Source organism: Sphingobacterium sp. CZ-UAM, from assembly GCF_002000245.1.
Taxonomy (GTDB): Bacteria; Bacteroidota; Bacteroidia; order Sphingobacteriales; family Sphingobacteriaceae; genus Sphingobacterium.
On record NZ_MTCM01000010.1, the window covers coordinates 74,529 to 92,052 of the forward strand.

Genomic DNA, 17,524 nt, shown 5'->3' on the forward strand with positions numbered 1-17,524 from the left:
TTTGATTTAATCAACGATCTGTACAAGATCGGCACAATTACCACTGAGCATTTGAAAAGTGAAGCCGGCATCGAGCTTAATCTCTGCAAAAGATGAAGTACGCAAATAGGCCGGCCTCCTGGTCAGATACTCAACCAGATCAGTCAATGTAGGGTTATGCCCAAAAAGTAGCACATGGTCGATATGATCAGGAATGGTGTTGATGACCGAAAGTAAATGCTTGTATGTGCATTCGTAAATAGAATCTTCTATCTGAATATCAAATTGGGGAGAGCCCATAACATCCAAAAAAACTTTGGCGGTCTGCAAAGCTCTATTAGCCGGTGAACTGATGACAATACTGTTCTCATTAAGTGTTAGTTTGGCTGCAAGTTTACCTGCGACTTGTTTTGCATGTTGTATGCCTTCAGAGGTTAATGCGCGGTCAAAATCATTGATTCCGGGAATAGTTTCGGCTTTAGCGTGTCGGATGATATAGAATTTTTTACTGTTATCCATGATTAAATTTTTGATTCCTATTAATAATATTAACGTTCGTAGACTCCTATTCATTGTGTAGTCCGGTCCGGGACTATTAGCTATTGCATATGAATACAAATAATAACAAACGAAGTTTTAAAAAAAAAGCATATCTCATCAATGACTTGTGCACCTGATTCTTTATGGCTTTTAATAGATGAACGGCATTGCATTCTCAAAAATAATCTGTTGGTGTTAAAAGACTAAATGTCTTTTTTTTCAATAGTTGCTAAATTTAAATGGTAATATACTAATTTTGTGCCGCACATGCGCCATCAATTTATTTTATCTGTTATAAAGCCGATTGTTAAGTAGCATTTTTTTGTATCTACCGTTTGAGTTTAACTATGATTCGTAATTTTTTGATACTCCTATATGGAGTTGTTGTCCTTATGGCTTGTCACCGTTCAGAGGATTTTTTTGCACAAGAAGTAGAAGCTCCTATTTGGACTATCAATCCGATCGATTCTGTTTCTTTTGACAACGATGAAGGACTGGTTAATATTCATACTGTTGCGGATGCAAATTTTATGGGGTTAAAGAACCCTACGGAGTTTCTGGATATCTCGGGTGTAAATGCGAGCTACTGCCATCCGGACGTTTTGTATTTTCCCAACAAATTCAATGGTTATAGATATTGGATGGTTTTCACCCCTTATTTCGGAGCAGTAGGCACCAATCAAAATTCAAAGAAATTTGAAAATCCGAGTATTGTCGTATCAAATGATGGCCTTGATTGGACTAATCCTCCGGGTTTAACTAACCCAATTATTAATGCGCCATATCCAAAAGAAAGCTTTCGTGAAAATAAAGTGGATCCGATTCAAGGATTTTGGTCCGATGTAGATTGGGTATTCCTGAATGATCGATTTTATCTGTATTACAGAGGTAGTTTTATAACAGCGCAATCATTAAAAAGCAAATGTGTGCTCACGAATACGAATTTTGATCGTTTGAAACTAGATGCACATCGGACTATTGTGCAACAAACCTCAACGGATGGTATAAGATGGTCCAATTTAAACATCGCCTTTACTAGTAACCCACCATTTACTCCAAAGAATGACCATGTGTTGTCTCCTTCATTTATTCATAATGGAAGCCAATTTTTGAGTTATGAAATAGAATTGAATCTTAATCGGAGAAATTTTAAAGGGAAAGAACCTTCGTATGTAGTGCGTAGAACTTCTACTGATGGTATTAATTTTACTGGTTTTAAGGAGAGTAAACTGGTCAATTTTCTTAATAAACCTTGGTTAAGAGAGAGTTCTGCAAATTCACCTTGGCATATTCAGGCAACTTTTGTTGACGGCTATTATTTTTTATGTATTGCTGTCGGAGACGTAAAAAAATATACGGCTGAATTATTATATGTTGCTTATTCCAAAGACGGTATAAATTTCAAAGTTTTTCCGAAGCCATTATTAAAAAATAATGCCTATCGCAGTGCAATTTTTCCAATGGGAACTAGTGAATCATTAATTAAAATGGGGGCAATGATCGGTAATAAATCAGGCGAATTCCGTTATCGCGAATTCACACTAAGCAAAGAAAAAATCAAAAATTCTTTGGTTGATTGTCCCAATTAGCTTTATTGTCAAATTAATTTTGTATATTAATATTCATGAGAGCGAGTTTTGATCGTATGGAAATATCTCTGGATATCGCTATATCGGTAATAATACCTGTTTATAATGTTGAAAAATTTTTAAAAGAAACAATCGAAAGTGTACTGAATCAGGAGCTGCAAAATTTCGAAATAATATTAATCAACGATGGTAGTACTGATTCCTCCGCAGCAATTTGTAGAAAGTACGCCGCTTTAGATTCGAGAATTTATTTTTTTAATCAGCAAAATCGAGGCGTCTCTGTTGCCAGAAATGAAGGACTAAAATATGCAAAAGGGAAATATGTTTACTTTTTGGATTCAGATGATACTATTGCTACTGATTTTCTTTCAAGCTCGTTTAGAATCGCCGACGATTGTCAGGCGGATATTTTAGTTGTAGGAGAGTATTTTACCCGCCTGCTCCCTTTCCCTACAGCTTTGCCTACCTGTGGACAGATTATAAAAAGAAGTTTTCTTGAAGAATTTTCGGATATACGCTTTCCTGAAGGTATTCAACCTTGTGAGGATGGTTTGTTATCGCATCGATTATTGGCCTTGACTAATAAATTGGCTGCCAATGAAAAAGCAGTCTATTTTTATAGAAAACATGAAAATCAAAATCATATTAAAATCCATCATAATTGCTGGAAAGTTTTGCGCCAAATTCCGCAGTGGTTTGATCTTTTGGATAAATTTTACTCAAGCTATCATCTTTTTTCAGACAAAGCACTACACCTAGCCAGGTTTATAGAGCATGAACCTTTTTATTTGCGGTATACAGAAATGCCGTTGGACAATGAGCAAAAAAAATATTTATTTAATTTGATCCGTTCCTATTTTAATTTAAAGGTGTCCTGTTATTTAAGTGATAAAGAAAAAAAGTCGTTAAGTAAACCTTTTCTGTTTTTTTTGGCAGCGCCTGATTATAAGAAATTTGATGAGTTTTATTTAAAATACAAAGTACTTCGCACCCAAAAGAAACGTATTTATTTACTATTTTCTAAACTTATACCAATTCCTAAGGTAAAGAAAAGAGTTAAGCATTACCTACGTAACTATTATTAATCGATGAAAATTTTAATTATTCAGCATTTATTTTTTTTGAACGGAACGGGCGGAACGGAGAAAATAGCATGTTTTCTGGCAAATAATTTTTTTGATCAGGGATATCAGGTAGAAATAATGACATGCGAAAATACCAATGGAAAAGCAATGTTTCCTTTATATCCAGAAATAAAGGTTACCAATATCTTTGATCCAGGAATAGAGCAGCTCGATCTACAGCCTATATACAATTATAAAGGGAGAAACCCTTTTTTGTGGATAAAACATAAAATCAAAAAAAAAATAGCAAAAAGATATAATAGCAAAATATTGGAAAAGGTGGGTGGGGAGAGCATGCTATATCGGTTCAATCTAGAGAAACGTGCGCTGAATTGGAAACGGCATATTGATTCAGTTAAGCCTGATCTCATCATAACAATGTCAATCGCAAGCTTGTTAGAAATCACTTATCAGAATTCAATTGGAATACCGATCATTGATTCGGTCAACGGTAGGCCTGATTATGATTTTAAGGACATGTTTGGTAGTAGGAAGCCGTTTATGGTGGATTTGTTGACTACTGCGTTTATGCATCTTAAGGGCATTCAAGTTTTATTTGAGAGCTATAAAGATTATCTCCCAAGTAGTTTTACAGGCAAGTATGTTGTTATCCCAAATCCGGTGCCGCAAATAGAAGATACTATGTTAGTTAATCATGATAGAGAAAAACCACGGAAACGGATAATACATATTGCAAGACTGGATGTTGAGTGTAAGCAACAAAATATTCTTATTGATATATTCTCTAGATTGAGTGATAAATACCAAACATGGGATATGGAACTTTGGGGCATTGGCCCCGACTATAATCAATTAAAGGATCAGATTGAATCTTTGGACTTGGCTGACCGAATTTATCTGAAGGGTTTTACAAAAGATCCCATAAGGCAGTTATTTAAGTCGGATCTGTTTGTATTTCCGAGTAAGTATGAAGGGTTTCCTTTAGCATTGACTGAAGCTATGTCTATCGGGTTACCCTGTCTTGGCTTCAGTTCCTGTTCTGGCGTAAATGAACTTATACAACACGAGAAAACGGGGTATTTAGCTTCGTCCATAGCAGATTTCGAGATTTATTTAACTCTTTTAATGAATGACCCCAAAAAAAGAGCAGAATTTGGAATTGCGGCACATGAAGCTATGTCTAAATATGCCCCCGAAATAGTAAAAGCAAGCTGGAATAATTTTATCTCGGAAGTTATTGAAGGGGAAGGACATCGAGATCAATAATTTTTTCCAATGTGTTTTTTAATTTTTCTTTAGAAAACGGTTCAAGACTTTTTTCGGAATTAGACTGCAAATAGGTCCATAGAGATTCATCTGTATACAATGATAGTATGCTAGCGGCGAACTCCTCTGCGGTTTCGGCTAAGATCGCATTGAAATTATTTTTTAGGGCCATACCTTCTGCGCCAATTTTACTTGTAATTACCGGTAAAAAATATTCGAAAGCTTGACCAATTTTTCCTTTAACGCCAGCACCTGTTCTTAACGGAGCAATCATTAGTTTATTATTGTAGAAAAATTCTGTTATATCGGGGACATAACCATGAAATATAATATTGGGGTCATTGATATCGCTGATTAATACATCTAAATTTCCAACCACATTCAATTTAATTTCTGGATTATTCTGCCAAACAATAGGCATAATTTCATCTGCCAGAAATCTCACGGCATCAATATTTGGATGATGCTGTGAACCGATAAACAGAATACCTTGTCGCTCGTTAAAATTGGGAACATCATTTAATGATACTTTGTTGTAGTGAATATTTGAGATAACGGCTAGGCGTTTGGTGCCAAATGTTTTCTCCATATATTCCGATTCCTGTAGAGAAATAGGTATCGTAATATCGGCGCGTTTTGAAGCAAATTTCTCGGCTCGTAAAGTCTCGTTATATTTTTTTCTATAAAATTTATTATTTGGTTCGTGTTCTAACGCCCTAAGATATCTGAGATGATGGATATCTACCATGTCGAAAACAAACTTCCCTCTCGGCCAATGTGTTTTAGCCAATTTATAAAACCGCTCAAATGTGGGCCCCGTTGAGAACCAGCATATAGGTGTTTGAAGTGCTAGTTTTTTAAAAAACCTATTGTATTCATTAAGAAGCTTATGCTCATAAAATACACAAACTCCTAATTGTTGAAAATAGGTGTTATACGGATTTTCTATACGATTTTTAGGAACTATGAGTGTAATATTGTAATCTAAGTCAATGAATAATTTGATAATCTCAGTTAGACGTAAATCTCCGGAATTGTTATCAAATTCAGGAACCCTATCGTGAAAGATAATCAGTGATTTATTCCCGTATAATTCTATGATTCTTTCCTGAATAAATTTTGCATGGATATTGGATATTATACTATCCCATTTTTTATAAAATATCTTTTGATTTCTGGTTAGCAATTCCATTTTTGAGCTATTGGGAGTTTCCTTACGTAGTTCGTTACCATAAGTGACTCCATGAAAATGATATACCTTAGAGAATGGGCAGTAATAAACATCCTTATTCTGAATATATTTAAGTGTAAAACATAAATCGCTATCTTCGAAATAGGCCGGAGCAAATTGTTCGTGAAAAAGATTAAGATCGCTGTTATCACTTAATCTCTTAAATAATAGGCTGCAGCCCGAACAATAATCGGCTTTATGGGTATAATTTACTTGAGGGAAATAAGTCGGTATATCAGCAACTTGCCCAACTCCGTTGCGAATAAAGAAAGATCCGGCTTCTTGCAGTGTACCATCAGGATTAAGTAGCATAGAGCCAACCGCTCCAACATTTTTTTTCGACTGGAATACATGTAGTAATTCCGTTAAAAAGCCTTCTGTGACTATAGTATCGTTATTGAGTAAATAAATGTAATTCCCTTTAGCTTTTTTTATCCCCTCGTTTACACTTTCGAGGAATCCAAGGTTTTTTGTGTTCCTTAAAATTGAAATGTTACAGATTGCACTATAATCAAAGTATTCATTACTGCAATCGTCAATTAGAATAACCTCGAAAGAGACTTCAGGAAGGTTATTGGCAATTGACAACAGGCAGTTCAATGTATGTGTATGTTGATTGTGAAAGGGTATCACAATAGAGATCTCAGGAATCGCAAAAGATGGAAAATAGATTTGATCGGCTGTAAGGTTTACATCAATTGACGGTAATAAATCATTGTTTTTTTGAAGTTGTTTTAAATAATTCCTTTTACTATTAAAGTTCTTGATAGTTCTCCTTAAGCCCATAGTATATCCTATAATTTGACAGTAAAGGTAAGAAGAAAAATATACCTACAATAAGAAAGCCTCTTACTTTATAGAATATTTATCGATATCATTTTTGGTAGTTTTTTATATCGAAATTTTAATTGTAAATTGTCATACAAATATTACGTTTATTATTTAATTGAGTTGAAAGTATCGAAAACGCTAATTTTGATCATTCCAGTGCATTTCGAATTGTATCGATTAATGGTCAGATCCTGTAAAGAGTTGGGCTACGAAGTTAAACTTATTTTTTTGACTGATAGTGCTTTTAAATATAAAAATAGGGGACAAAGGATAAAGAGCTTCATTTGTAAAAATTTATTGGGAGATAAGAACTATAAAAAGCGACTAATTTATGATACGGTAAATAAAGAATTACAAAACAGTTTATTGGATATCGATCAAAGTATTGATTTCACTTTAGTTATTCGACCCGATCTTTTATCTATTGATTCGATAAAATTGTTAAAAAGTAAAGTGAAACATATAGTTGCTTATCAATGGGATGGTCTAATGAGGTTTCCTGAGGTATTTAAACGGATTCCATATTTTGATAAGTTTTTTGTATTTGATAAATCTGATAGTTTAAAATATAAAGAACAATTTAATAATCTTTTTTATATCAGTAATTTTTATTTTCCTTATCCAAAACAAATAGGTGTAAATAAGAGTGAGAAAGAGTTAATCTTTATAGGAAGTTATCTTAAAAATAGAATGCCTTCAATACTTAATCTAATTCGAGTGCTGCAAGAGCAAAATATTAAAAGTGACATCTATTTGCATTGTACAGATAAAAAGATATTAGATCGTTATAAAGATAGTGGTATTAAATTTTTGAAGAAGCCGCTTACTTATAAACAACTTCTTGAAACCGAAAATAACTATAAAGCTATCTTGGACTTTGATAATTCCACAATTCATCAAGGGGTTTCATTTCGTGTATTCGAGGCTTTATATTTGAAAAAGAAGTTAATAACAAACAATCCATTAATAAAAGACTACGAGTTTTATAATAAGGCCAATTTTTTTATTTGGGATGACAAGAATATTAATGAGATAGTTGATTTTATCAATCAATCTTATGAAGATATTACGCCCGAACTAGTAGAAAAATACTCATTTGAAGCTTGGCTACGGGTTGTTTTAGATCACGAAAATTAATTTGAATATATAATCCGATATATTTGCAATAATTTCATTCAGTAGCAGTTTTGCTTATCAATATTAAATGATGATTTGGGGATAAAAAATATGAAAAACAAGCTGAACAGCCTATCTTTGTTGAACGATAGCGAATGAAGAAAAAACAGATCATATTTGATGCCGAACGGATGAAATATCCTCATACAGGCTTATTTCATTTTTGTAAGCAATTAGGTCAAGCTTTATTAAAGAAGACAATGGATCCCTATGAGATGGTGTTTTATACAAATAACCCCGCTAATGAGGATTTTGGAACAGAAGCAAACTATTATCAGCAAAAATCATTGCAGAAATTCTGGATGCCGCGATTTTCCAACAGTGATCTTTGGCACTCTACCTTCCAGCTTAGTTCATATTTTCCACGTAATCATAAAATCAAGGTTCTTTCTACCATTCATGACCTGAACTTCTTGAAAGAAAAGAAGTCAGTCGAAAAAGAAAAGAAGTATCTGAAAAGCTTACAGGCAAATTTGGATAAGGCGGATATTATTGTTGCGATATCAAATTATGTAAAGAAAGACCTTGAAGATTATTGTAATTTAAGGGGAAAACCACTTCATGTGATTTATAATGGAAATAATATTGATCAGAAATATTTAGATCAGCTAGATAAATCGCAGGATAATATCCATAAACCCTTTATTTATTCTATCGGTACCATAAATCGCAAGAAAAATTTTCATACGTTGCTTTATTTATTGGTTGGGAATGATTTGGAACTGATCATTAGCGGTATTATCGCAGAACCGGATTATAATCAATATATTCTTGATTTAGCGGCTGAACTTGGAGTTGCGGGAAGAGTAAGGCTCACCGGGCCGATAACAGAAACAGAGAAATATAATTATTTAAAGAATTGTGCTTTATTTGCTTTCCCTTCAATAGCAGAAGGCTTTGGATTACCTGTTATTGAGGCGATGTCATTCGGCAAGAAGGTGCTGTTATCTACTTATACTTGTCTTCCTGAAATCGGAGGACCCGAAGCTTTCTTTTTAGAATCCACAGACCCGGAATATTTGATCGAATTTGGGAAATCCAACCTGATGGATATTATCCATGGGGAGGACCGTACTCCTGAAATTAAATCCTGGGCTGCCCAGTTTTCATGGGATAAAGCGGCAGGTGAATATTGGGAACTTTATAAGAAACTTTTGAAATAAGGGCATGGCTATACCAAAAGTAATCTATCAGACATTTAAAACGAACCAAATCCCTTGGTTAACAAAATTATATATCAAGCGCTTTAGACGTAAGAATAAGAATTACCGCTATGAGTTTTATGATGACCAGCGTGTAGATGCATTTATAAAGGAATCATTTGACAATGAAGTATATAAAGCGTATTCTAGGTTGCAGATCGGAGCGGCAAAAGCCGATTTTTTTCGATATGCCGTCTTATATGTATATGGCGGAGTATACCTGGATCTGGATAGCGACATTCTCGTTAATCTTGATAAATACCTGCAAGAAGATGACCATGCTGTCATTACGCGTGAAAAGAACCACCAAAATCTTTTTGCACAATGGGCGCTGGTATTCGAAAAAGGACACCCTTTTCTGGAGCGGACAATAAAGTATATTGTTGAAAATATTCAGCAAAATAAATACCCACATGACGTGCACGGCATGACCGGGCCAACAGTTTACACAAGGGCCGTCAATGATGTCATCAACGAAGACCCGACTGTCTCTTATCGCATTGTGCCCGATGACTACAAGGGGATAATGAAATTTAAATATAAGCTTGGCAAATTATTGATTTACGGTGATCGGTCACAACACTGGAAAAAACTGCAGAAATTAGTAACTGTTGTGAAATCAGAAGACTAAAGCGTCAGATATTGTTTTTCCCATTGTGCCGCTAGGTTGTCATCATTAAACTGCTGTGCGTGGGCCAATCCTTTTATAGACATGTGCTGCTGTAAATTGCTGTCATTTAAAATAGATTCAATGGCATGCTTAATCTGCTCAATATCGTGCGGTCGTACATACAACGAAGTTGGGCCTCCGGCTTCTGGGAAAACTCCTGAATCCGTAGTAATTACGGGTGTGCCCGAATATAAGGCTTCGATAATAGGAATGCCGAAACCTTCGTAAATAGATGGATAGATAAATGCGAGTGCTGCGGAATAGAGCACTGAAAGTTCCTGCATATTCAGGCCACTAAGAAAGTATACTCTATGTTCCATCCGATGCTTACGGATAAACTCTTGGAGCTGAAGCTTGTATTTTGTGCTTCTGCCGACAATAACCAAGGGGATATCGATATGCTCAATCGCTTTTACGATAGATAGCGCATTTTTTCGTTCTTCTATTGTCCCTACATTTAATAGAAATTCATCTGGGAGACCTAAACTATTCTTAAGCTTTTGCTTTTCCACATCGGTTTTTAGAATTTTAAAGGCCTCATGACACCCCTGATAGATGATATCTATTTTTTCTTGCGGAATATCAAAAAACTCAACAATATCATTTTTGGTCTGTTTACTAATCGCAACGATTTTATCTGCCCGTCGGCAGGCATGTGCGAATTTCTTTTTATAGATCCAGCGGTCTATCGGATGATAAAGCTCAGGGTAACGCATAAAGATTAAATCGTGCATACTAACAACGGATTTGATTTTCGCTGGAGCCAAGTCTACCGGAATTTCTCCAGAAAGACCATGAAAAATATTGACCTCATCTTTTTTCAAATCTGACACGATTCTCTTTGTTCGCCAGAGGTTGGGAAAATTTTGATTGATATATCCCTGTGGTTTCTTAATTTGTTCAGGGCTGACTAGATTAGCATAGCGCTCAAGAGATGTGCTGGGCGTATAAAGGATATAGTCATTTTGCGGAACAAAGGTTGATAAAATGCGTATTAGATCCCGGCTGTAGTTACCCAAGCCTGAGGCGTTGTTGAAAAAACGCTTTGCATCAAATCCTATCCTCATCTTACCGCTGTTATTTTTTCGATCACCATTTCTGGTGTAATTAAATCAATTGCTTCTGTGCCGTCACAGTCGCAGGGCTGGTTGCCATAGACAGAACTCGGTCGACTGGGATGCTCCACTTGGACACAGTTCCCGGATTCTTGGCCATAACCTGTAAATCCTGCATAGGGGTGTGTCGCGCCCCACAGCGATAGACATCTTACGCCCATCAATGAAGCCATATGTAAGCCAGAGGAATCCATGCTGATCATCAGGTCCAGATTTGATATAATGTCCAGTTCCTCTCTTAACGTAAATTTCCCAATGGTATTGTAGGTATTTGGAAAACTCTCTGTCCAGTTTTGTGCAATTTGAAACTCTTCCTGACCGCCTCCAAAAAGCAACACATCATAGCCATGATGTGTCAGATAGTCGATGATTTGGGCCATCTTTGCCAATGGGAGAATCTTATATCGGTGTTGGGCAAAGGCTGCAATGCCGATTTTTTTTCGTTCGAAGTTGCCAAATAGGCTAAAGGCAGCCTTAGGGACATCCTGCAAATTAGATAGCAATTTGTGACTTAGTTCAAAGTGAAAGCCTAAAGCCCGGAATACATCTGCATAGCGCTCTACCGTTAGTTTCAACGGATGTTTAACCTTATTTTCCTTACGGGTGAGGGCTTTTTTTTCTGCACGGCCTTTGTCCAGTTGTCTGACCTTCATTCCCGAAAGTGAGAATAAAAGACCTAATACACGCGAACGCAAATTGAAATGCAGATCTGCTACAGCATCGGCATTGTACTGTGCCAGTTCTTTTTTTAGCCTGACCAAGCCCCAAAAACCCTTATGGCTTGTCTTAGGTTCAATTGCATGAAACTTGACATTCTTTATGCCATCAAAGAATGGCGCAAAAAAAGAACGGCTCACCATAATAATCTCGACGGAAGGGTATTGCAGGCAAAATTCCTTCAATACCGAAGCTACCATGGCGACATCGCCCATAGCTGAAAATCGAGTTACTATGATTCGCTGCGGTAAAGACATGGCCTTATTTTCCGGAAGTATAAAGTACTGGGTTTAGTTCTGGATCATTGTACATTTTCATCTGTTTATAGACCTTCATGTATTTTTCACCCGATTCAATTGCTGTCAGCAATTCGTCGATGCTCTGTGAAAGATCTGTACGTTGTTCCAACAAGATGCTTAATTTGCCCTGACAGGCAGAAATATGTGCTGCCGACGCATCTGAACGTAGCGTCTCCTGCTCCATATGATAGATCTTTAAAGCCAGTATGGATAGTCTATCAATGGCCCAGGCTGGACTTTCAGTATTGATTGTTGCCGAAGGCTGTGCCTTGATCGTTTGATATTTCTGTAAAAAGTAGCTGTCTATATATTCCACCGTGTCCGTGCGGTACTGGTTAGACTCATCGATGCGTCGCTTCCAGTATAACCCATCCTTGGGATCAATGGAAGGATTACGTACAACATCTTCCATGTGCCATTGTACGGTGTCAATCCAGCACTTTAAGTACAGGAGATGTTCTAAGGATTGTTTATCGTATGGATTCTGGATTGGATGATCAATCTGATCGTATACGTGGTAATCCTGGATAGCACGTTGAAAAATGGGATTTGCTATTGCACTAATCATGTTACAAATATAAAATATATTATGGGGTTATCCTACACTTCAAATCCGGTATCAACACGATGAAATTAGCGGGAGACTGTAGTATGGAGGAAAGAATGGTATTGATTTTTTAAAAAATAGCAAGTAAAACATCCGGAAATAAACCCAGCAAGATGACGGCGATGGTACATAGCAAACCAATGCCCAGAAGTATGGGATTTGATTTGGACGTATACGGTTGCACACTGTCTTTTAAGAATGCGTTCAACGGAATTTTAAAGTAATAGAAAAGGGAAATCACGGATGTAAGTGCCCCTACAATCAATAGCGCAAGCAGACCGAAGGATTGGAAGTTTTGATATTGTTCGAATACCTTTGAAAATATCAGTAACTTTCCGACAAATCCAGCAGTAGGAGGTAGGCCTATCAACGCAATTAGGACAATTGAAAATGAGGTGAATAACAACGGTGACTGTTTACCTAATCCCTTATAGGAGTCAATTGAAGTACTGCCCAGGCTAGCTTCCAAACTATCAATGAAAATAAAGACCGCGATATTCATCAACGCATAAATCGATAAATAAAACAGTAAAACGTTGGATTCATTGTTTTGATAAACCAGTACTGCCATCAATAATATCCCGGTGTGACCAATAGAAGAATAGGCCATCATCCGTTTGGCATCCTGCTGACGTAATGCGGCCAGATTACCGATCAACATGGTCGCAATGGCAATGATGATAATCACGTAGGCTAGGAAATCACTAAAATAAAAGGATACTGCAAGCCAGGCCGCAAGTAGCTTAGACAGTAGTACGACAACAGCAATCTTCGGTACCGTTGCCAGGTAAGTCGTGATTACCGTGGGTGCCCCTTGGTAAACGTCAGGACTCCACACATGGAAAGGGAAGAAACTCAGTTTAAAACCTATACCAGTCAATAAAAATAGGAGGGCAATGCTGATCATCAGCTTAGGCGCCTCCATCAGCCCCGCAATATGGGCTGGCGCATCAAAATTCAAGTTTCCCGTGAAACCGTATAGCAAGGATAAACCATAGAGCATAACAGCAGCACAGATAGACCCAAAGAGCACATATTTCATCGCAGCCTCAGATTGTGCTTTATTCGCTGAAAAATAACCGACCATAATATAGGAACTAATGGAAACGGTTTCGACGGAAATAAAAATCATCAGCCAGTTGCTCGACATGGTCAAGAGATTCAGCCCCAAGGTAGCGGTCAGGAGTACAGCATATAAATCGCCCAGAGGACGCTCATGCTGGTGACGTTGTTGGATAAAAATCGTAATCAGTAAGGTCGACAGCAGGATAATCATTCGTGCCGATATCGCGAATGTATCAACGTGGATCATATCGAAGAATCCGGACATCTCCACATGACTCAATCCCTGTCCCAATAGATAACAACCACTTAATAAGAGCCCAGCCACCGTAAAGGTGAAAGATGCCTTGTCCCAATATCTATCCACGAAAAGACTCGCGATAATAGTGCCTATAAAAGTAATGATCAGTATTAATTCCGGTTTGAAGTAGGGAATACTAACAATAATTTGATCAATAAATGAACTGATATATGGACTGAATGCGAGCATGCCGATTAGATAAATTGTTGGATAAAGCTGACAAGATTCAATACACTTGCATTGAGACTATGGAATACCAGAGAAGGCATCACGCCTAGTAAAAGCGCAAGAGCCAAGGTCGGAAATAGGACCAGCTGTTCACGGCTGTTGACATCAGTCAATGCATTGGACCAAGATTCACCACCTTTTAGTCTGATCTGTCCAAAAAACATCCGTTGAAGTGTCCATAAAAGATAGGCTGCACTTAAAAGAATCCCGATTGAGCCTGCTACCGCCATCCAACGCGGAAGACCAGTACCTACACTGGCAGCATTGAATGAACCGATGATAACAAATGCTTCACCGATAAATGCAGAGAATCCAGGGAGACCCAAAGAAGCGAAGAACGCAACAGCAACATAGCCCGTATATTTCGGCATAAGCTGCGCCAGTCCTCTGAAACTATAAATATTTCGGTCGTGTACACGGTCATAGACCACACCCACAAGGAAGAAAAGCGCCGCCGATAGAAACCCATGGGAAATCATTTGGAACATAGCACCTGAAATTCCCTCGGCTGTCAATGAAGCTATACCGAGCAAGACAAAACCCATATGCGATACCGACGAATATGCGATCATCCGTTTTAGATCTTTTTGAGCCAAAGCATTTAATGCGCCATAGATAATGGAGATTACGCCGATCAGCCCAAGCCACCAATTGGATAGCGCTGCCATGTCAGGGAAAATACTATAGCAGATACGGATAATGCCATAGCCACCTATTTTCAATAGGATACCTGCTAAAATAGTGGATACCGGTGTCGGCGCCTCTACGTGTGCATCAGGTAGCCAGGTGTGCAGTGGTACAATGGGTACTTTGATCGCAAAAGCAAAAAATAGTACTGCAAAGCCAACCAATCTGGCCGAAATACCCAATATTTCCCGATAGCCATCCCAGGCGAAGATCGAGTCTCCTAAATAATTCTGTGGATTCATCATGTAGATCATATTGAAGGTATGGGCACCCGTGACCGGGTTAATAACCGAAAAATACAAACCGACAATGATCAATAGCATAAATACTGATCCAAACAGGGTATAAAGAAAGAATTTTATGGCAGCATATTCACGTCTTGCTCCACCCCAAATACCGATCAGGAAGTAGAGTGGTAGGAGCATGACCTCATAGAATAAATAAAATAAAAAGAAATCCAAAGCACAGAAAATACCCATTACAGCCATGTTTAACACCATAAGGAGAGCAAAATATCCCTTGGGACTCTTTTGTATATTCCAGGAGGCCCCGATTGCCATCAGCATCACAAAGGCACTGAGCAGTAATAAGGGCATTGAAATACCGTCTATCCCGATCAGGTAATCGATCTCTAATTTTCCAATGGAACCCAAGTCCAGACGGATCCAGGGAAGCTGTTCGACAAATTGGTATCCCGCCAAATCCTGTACACCGGTTTGGCTCGCATCAAATTTTGCATAACATAGTCCAGCAAGTACAAATTGCACCGCTGTAATTGCTAAGGCAATATATTTGTAACTCGATTTATATCGTGTTGGTAAGGCGAGGATAAACGCCGTCGCCAGAAGCGGTAAAAATATCAGTAAGGATAAAATAGGCATTTCCTAAAAAAATATAAGATAAATTAAACCAAGTAAAACAAATAGAAAAACGGAGAACAATGCAGTCTGTAATTTGCCGTTCTGTACCAGACGAACCTGATTACCGGTCCAGTAGGCCACAGCCGCAACAGTATTGACAAAGCCGTCTACAATATATTTGTCTATCCACACGCTCAGCCGCGAGAGAGATAAGACGATAAACTGAACAAAAGCAACGAACGAATCGACGATATAACGGTCAAACCAATAGCAGAACTGAGCTAGTTTTAGTGTTCCAATAACAAATACGCGTTGATACAGCTCATTGATATAACCTTGATTGAATGATGCTTTTAGGGCAAAACCAGCTGTGTTGAGCGGGTATTTGTTTTGTACGTACCATTTCCAACCGATAACCCAACTGATTACGGAACCGATCAATAAAAGCATTGGAATAAGCAGATGGGCGCTATGGCTTGGTGCAAAGCTGTATTCATCCAATAATAAACCATCCATCAACCAGGAATCATGATAAGATACTGGGTTGAGAGAGAATAACGGAAATAGACAGCAAAGCCCCAATAACATCATCGGAATCAACATGGTTTTGGAAGCCTCATGCAAAGGGACACCATGTAATTTTTCCTGAACCTGATCCAGAATTCGAAGTTCACCTAAAAAGGCCTTAAAGATTAAGCGGCCAATGTAGAAGGCGGTCAGTATACTGACGATAATGAGACTCACAGGTATAATGAGGTAAAAACCACCTTTCGATAAAGCCCATTCAAAGGAAGAGATGATGATACTATCTTTGGAAAGATAGCCTGATGTCAAAGGAAATCCGGCAAGTGCCAATGAAGCAATGCTCATCAGGATAAAGGTTTTGGGCATATACTTTTTCAGTCCCCCCATATTCCGCAGGTCCTGCGGATCAAAATCAAGCTGGCTATGCGCTTTGAGGTGGGCCATCTCATGGATAACTGCTCCTGCTGAGAGGAATAACAGACATTTAAAAAATGCGTGTGTGACCAAATGAAAAAGTGCTGCATCCCAGGTGCCAATTCCAATTCCGACCATCATAAAACCCAGTTGTGAGATGGTTGAGAAGGCCAGGATGCGCTTAATATCGTATTGACCCAATGCAAAATAAGCAGCGGATGCTGCGGTGATTGTGCCTATGACCGCAATAAATAACAATGCACTTTCGTTGAATAACGGAAATACGCTTGCCAGCAAAAATACCCCTGCAGCGACCATAGTGGCGGCGTGGATCAGTGAAGATACCGAGGTCGGTCCTTCCATGGCATCTGGCAGCCATACATGTAAAGGGAATTGAGCTGATTTGGCCATCGCAGCAAGGAAAAATGCCAGTCCGGCTACCGTAAGCCAGATCTGATCCATGCTGTTGACTGGAGAAACCCATAACCCGCCCGTGATGCGGGATTGGTCAATCAGCCCCCCTTCACCAAAAAGATCAACGAGGTTGAGGGTGTTGAACTGCGTAAATATAATGGCTAGACCGATCAGAAAACCTAAGTCTCCGATGCGGTTGACGATAAATGCTTTCTTGTTGGCCTGCACAGCCGTTTCCCGTGTGAACCAGAAACCAATAAGGAGGTAAGATGCGAAACCTACCAATTCCCAAAAGATATACATGAGCAGCAAGCTATCCATGACAACCAATCCCAGCATCGCAAAACAGAATAGGCTTAGGTACATCCAATAGCGATGGATACCTGGATCACCTTTCATATAAGCCCTGGAATAGATATGTACGGGAAGAGCAACTGTAGGAACCAGGAAAAGCATCAATACGCTCAGGTTATTCAACAGAATACCCACTTTAAAAGTCGAAGCACCAATGGTGAACCAGTTCAATTGGGCCGATACTACTGGATGATTCCAGATGGCCAGCCAGGTGAGCCCGCCAAATATAAAACTACACCCAATGCCAAGTAGGGCGGCGATACCGGACTGATCACGTTTACCCATCATCGCTTGATATAAAAAGGCAATAAATGGTGCTGCTACTGCAAGCAGCGCTGTGTATATCGGTGATATGGAGGCAAGTGGATTCAA

The 17,524-nt window shown here is 38.2% G+C and carries 14 protein-coding genes; 6 read left to right on the forward strand and 8 right to left on the reverse strand.

Features of this window, described 5'->3' with window-relative positions:
* Window positions 1-6 precede the first annotated feature (6 nt).
* Complete coding sequence (locus BWD42_RS23435) at window positions 7-498, reverse strand: SixA phosphatase family protein (protein ID WP_175992137.1); 492 nt, start codon at window positions 496-498, stop codon at window positions 7-9.
* Window positions 499-866: 368 nt separating this feature from the next.
* Between BWD42_RS23435 and BWD42_RS23440 the strand changes: the two genes are divergently transcribed.
* From BWD42_RS23440 to BWD42_RS23450, 3 genes are read left to right on the forward strand one after another with little or no spacing between them, the layout of a single operon-like run.
* A complete protein-coding gene (locus tag BWD42_RS23440; protein ID WP_077438843.1) occupies window positions 867-2,108 on the forward strand; it encodes a hypothetical protein in 1,242 nt (413 codons plus the stop codon).
* Between the two features lie 35 nt (window positions 2,109-2,143).
* Window positions 2,144-3,193, forward strand: a complete 1,050-nt coding sequence (locus tag BWD42_RS23445) for a glycosyltransferase family 2 protein (RefSeq protein WP_254846309.1) — start codon at window positions 2,144-2,146, stop codon at window positions 3,191-3,193.
* A gap of 3 nt (window positions 3,194-3,196) precedes the next feature.
* Entirely contained in the window at window positions 3,197-4,459 is a 1,263-nt protein-coding gene (locus BWD42_RS23450) for a glycosyltransferase (protein ID WP_077438844.1), read from the forward strand.
* On the opposite strand, the gene BWD42_RS23455 is transcribed toward BWD42_RS23450, so the two are convergent.
* On the reverse strand, window positions 4,428-6,476 hold the full coding sequence (locus BWD42_RS23455; RefSeq protein ID WP_077438845.1) for a glycosyltransferase: 2,049 nt from the start codon (window positions 6,474-6,476) through the stop codon (window positions 4,428-4,430). The two genes, BWD42_RS23450 and BWD42_RS23455, sit on opposite strands and share 32 nt — an antisense overlap.
* Window positions 6,477-6,749: 273 nt before the next feature.
* On the opposite strand from BWD42_RS23455, the gene BWD42_RS23460 reads away from it, so the two are divergent.
* The 3 genes from BWD42_RS23460 to BWD42_RS23470 all read left to right on the forward strand — a co-directional run bounded on the left by BWD42_RS23460 (window position 6,750) and on the right by BWD42_RS23470 (window position 9,530).
* On the forward strand, window positions 6,750-7,658 hold the full coding sequence (locus tag BWD42_RS23460) for a glycosyltransferase family 4 protein (protein WP_139351267.1): 909 nt from the start codon (window positions 6,750-6,752) through the stop codon (window positions 7,656-7,658).
* Window positions 7,659-7,792: 134 nt separating this feature from the next.
* Complete coding sequence (locus BWD42_RS23465; protein WP_077438847.1) at window positions 7,793-8,860, forward strand: glycosyltransferase family 4 protein; 1,068 nt, start codon at window positions 7,793-7,795, stop codon at window positions 8,858-8,860.
* A gap of 4 nt (window positions 8,861-8,864) precedes the next feature.
* Window positions 8,865-9,530, forward strand: a complete 666-nt coding sequence (locus BWD42_RS23470) for a glycosyltransferase family 32 protein (RefSeq protein WP_077438848.1) — start codon at window positions 8,865-8,867, stop codon at window positions 9,528-9,530.
* Here the strand turns inward: BWD42_RS23470 and BWD42_RS23475 are convergent.
* The 6 genes from BWD42_RS23475 to BWD42_RS23500 all read right to left on the reverse strand — a co-directional run bounded on the left by BWD42_RS23475 (window position 9,527) and on the right by BWD42_RS23500 (window position 17,524).
* A complete protein-coding gene (locus BWD42_RS23475; RefSeq protein ID WP_077438849.1) occupies window positions 9,527-10,636 on the reverse strand; it encodes a glycosyltransferase family 4 protein in 1,110 nt (369 codons plus the stop codon). The two genes, BWD42_RS23470 and BWD42_RS23475, sit on opposite strands and share 4 nt — an antisense overlap.
* On the reverse strand, window positions 10,633-11,658 hold the full coding sequence (locus BWD42_RS23480; RefSeq protein ID WP_077438850.1) for a glycosyltransferase family 9 protein: 1,026 nt from the start codon (window positions 11,656-11,658) through the stop codon (window positions 10,633-10,635). The genes BWD42_RS23475 and BWD42_RS23480 overlap by 4 nt, the downstream gene beginning before the upstream one ends.
* A 4-nt stretch (window positions 11,659-11,662) precedes the next feature.
* Window positions 11,663-12,268 (reverse strand): DUF4254 domain-containing protein, encoded by a 606-nt coding sequence (locus tag BWD42_RS23485; RefSeq protein ID WP_077438851.1) that lies wholly within the window; start codon window positions 12,266-12,268, stop codon window positions 11,663-11,665.
* 109 nt (window positions 12,269-12,377) lie between these two features.
* On the reverse strand, window positions 12,378-13,859 hold the full coding sequence (locus BWD42_RS23490) for an NADH-quinone oxidoreductase subunit N (RefSeq protein WP_077438852.1): 1,482 nt from the start codon (window positions 13,857-13,859) through the stop codon (window positions 12,378-12,380).
* Window positions 13,860-13,864: 5 nt separating this feature from the next.
* Complete coding sequence (locus BWD42_RS23495) at window positions 13,865-15,466, reverse strand: NuoM family protein (protein WP_077438853.1); 1,602 nt, start codon at window positions 15,464-15,466, stop codon at window positions 13,865-13,867.
* A gap of 3 nt (window positions 15,467-15,469) precedes the next feature.
* Window positions 15,470-17,524: an NADH-quinone oxidoreductase subunit L gene (locus BWD42_RS23500; RefSeq protein WP_077438854.1), complete on the reverse strand. Its 2,055-nt coding sequence runs from the start codon at window positions 17,522-17,524 to the stop codon at window positions 15,470-15,472.

Excerpts from the sequence above, each read along its gene's own strand:
- BWD42_RS23435 (WP_175992137.1), bottom strand. The coding sequence starts at position 498 with ATGGATAACAGTAAAAAATTCTATATCATCCGACACGCTAAAGCCGAA.
- BWD42_RS23440 (WP_077438843.1), top strand. The coding sequence starts at position 867 with ATGATTCGTAATTTTTTGATACTCCTATATGGAGTTGTTGTCCTTATG.
- BWD42_RS23445 (WP_254846309.1), top strand. The coding sequence starts at position 2,144 with ATGAGAGCGAGTTTTGATCGTATGGAAATATCTCTGGATATCGCTATA.
- BWD42_RS23450 (WP_077438844.1), top strand. The coding sequence starts at position 3,197 with ATGAAAATTTTAATTATTCAGCATTTATTTTTTTTGAACGGAACGGGC.
- BWD42_RS23455 (WP_077438845.1), bottom strand. The coding sequence starts at position 6,476 with ATGGGCTTAAGGAGAACTATCAAGAACTTTAATAGTAAAAGGAATTAT.
- BWD42_RS23465 (WP_077438847.1), top strand. The coding sequence starts at position 7,793 with ATGAAGAAAAAACAGATCATATTTGATGCCGAACGGATGAAATATCCT.
- BWD42_RS23470 (WP_077438848.1), top strand. The coding sequence starts at position 8,865 with ATGGCTATACCAAAAGTAATCTATCAGACATTTAAAACGAACCAAATC.
- BWD42_RS23475 (WP_077438849.1), bottom strand. The coding sequence starts at position 10,636 with ATGAGGATAGGATTTGATGCAAAGCGTTTTTTCAACAACGCCTCAGGC.
- BWD42_RS23480 (WP_077438850.1), bottom strand. The coding sequence starts at position 11,658 with ATGTCTTTACCGCAGCGAATCATAGTAACTCGATTTTCAGCTATGGGC.
- BWD42_RS23485 (WP_077438851.1), bottom strand. The coding sequence starts at position 12,268 with ATGATTAGTGCAATAGCAAATCCCATTTTTCAACGTGCTATCCAGGAT.
- BWD42_RS23490 (WP_077438852.1), bottom strand. The coding sequence starts at position 13,859 with ATGCTCGCATTCAGTCCATATATCAGTTCATTTATTGATCAAATTATT.
- BWD42_RS23495 (WP_077438853.1), bottom strand. The coding sequence starts at position 15,466 with ATGCCTATTTTATCCTTACTGATATTTTTACCGCTTCTGGCGACGGCG.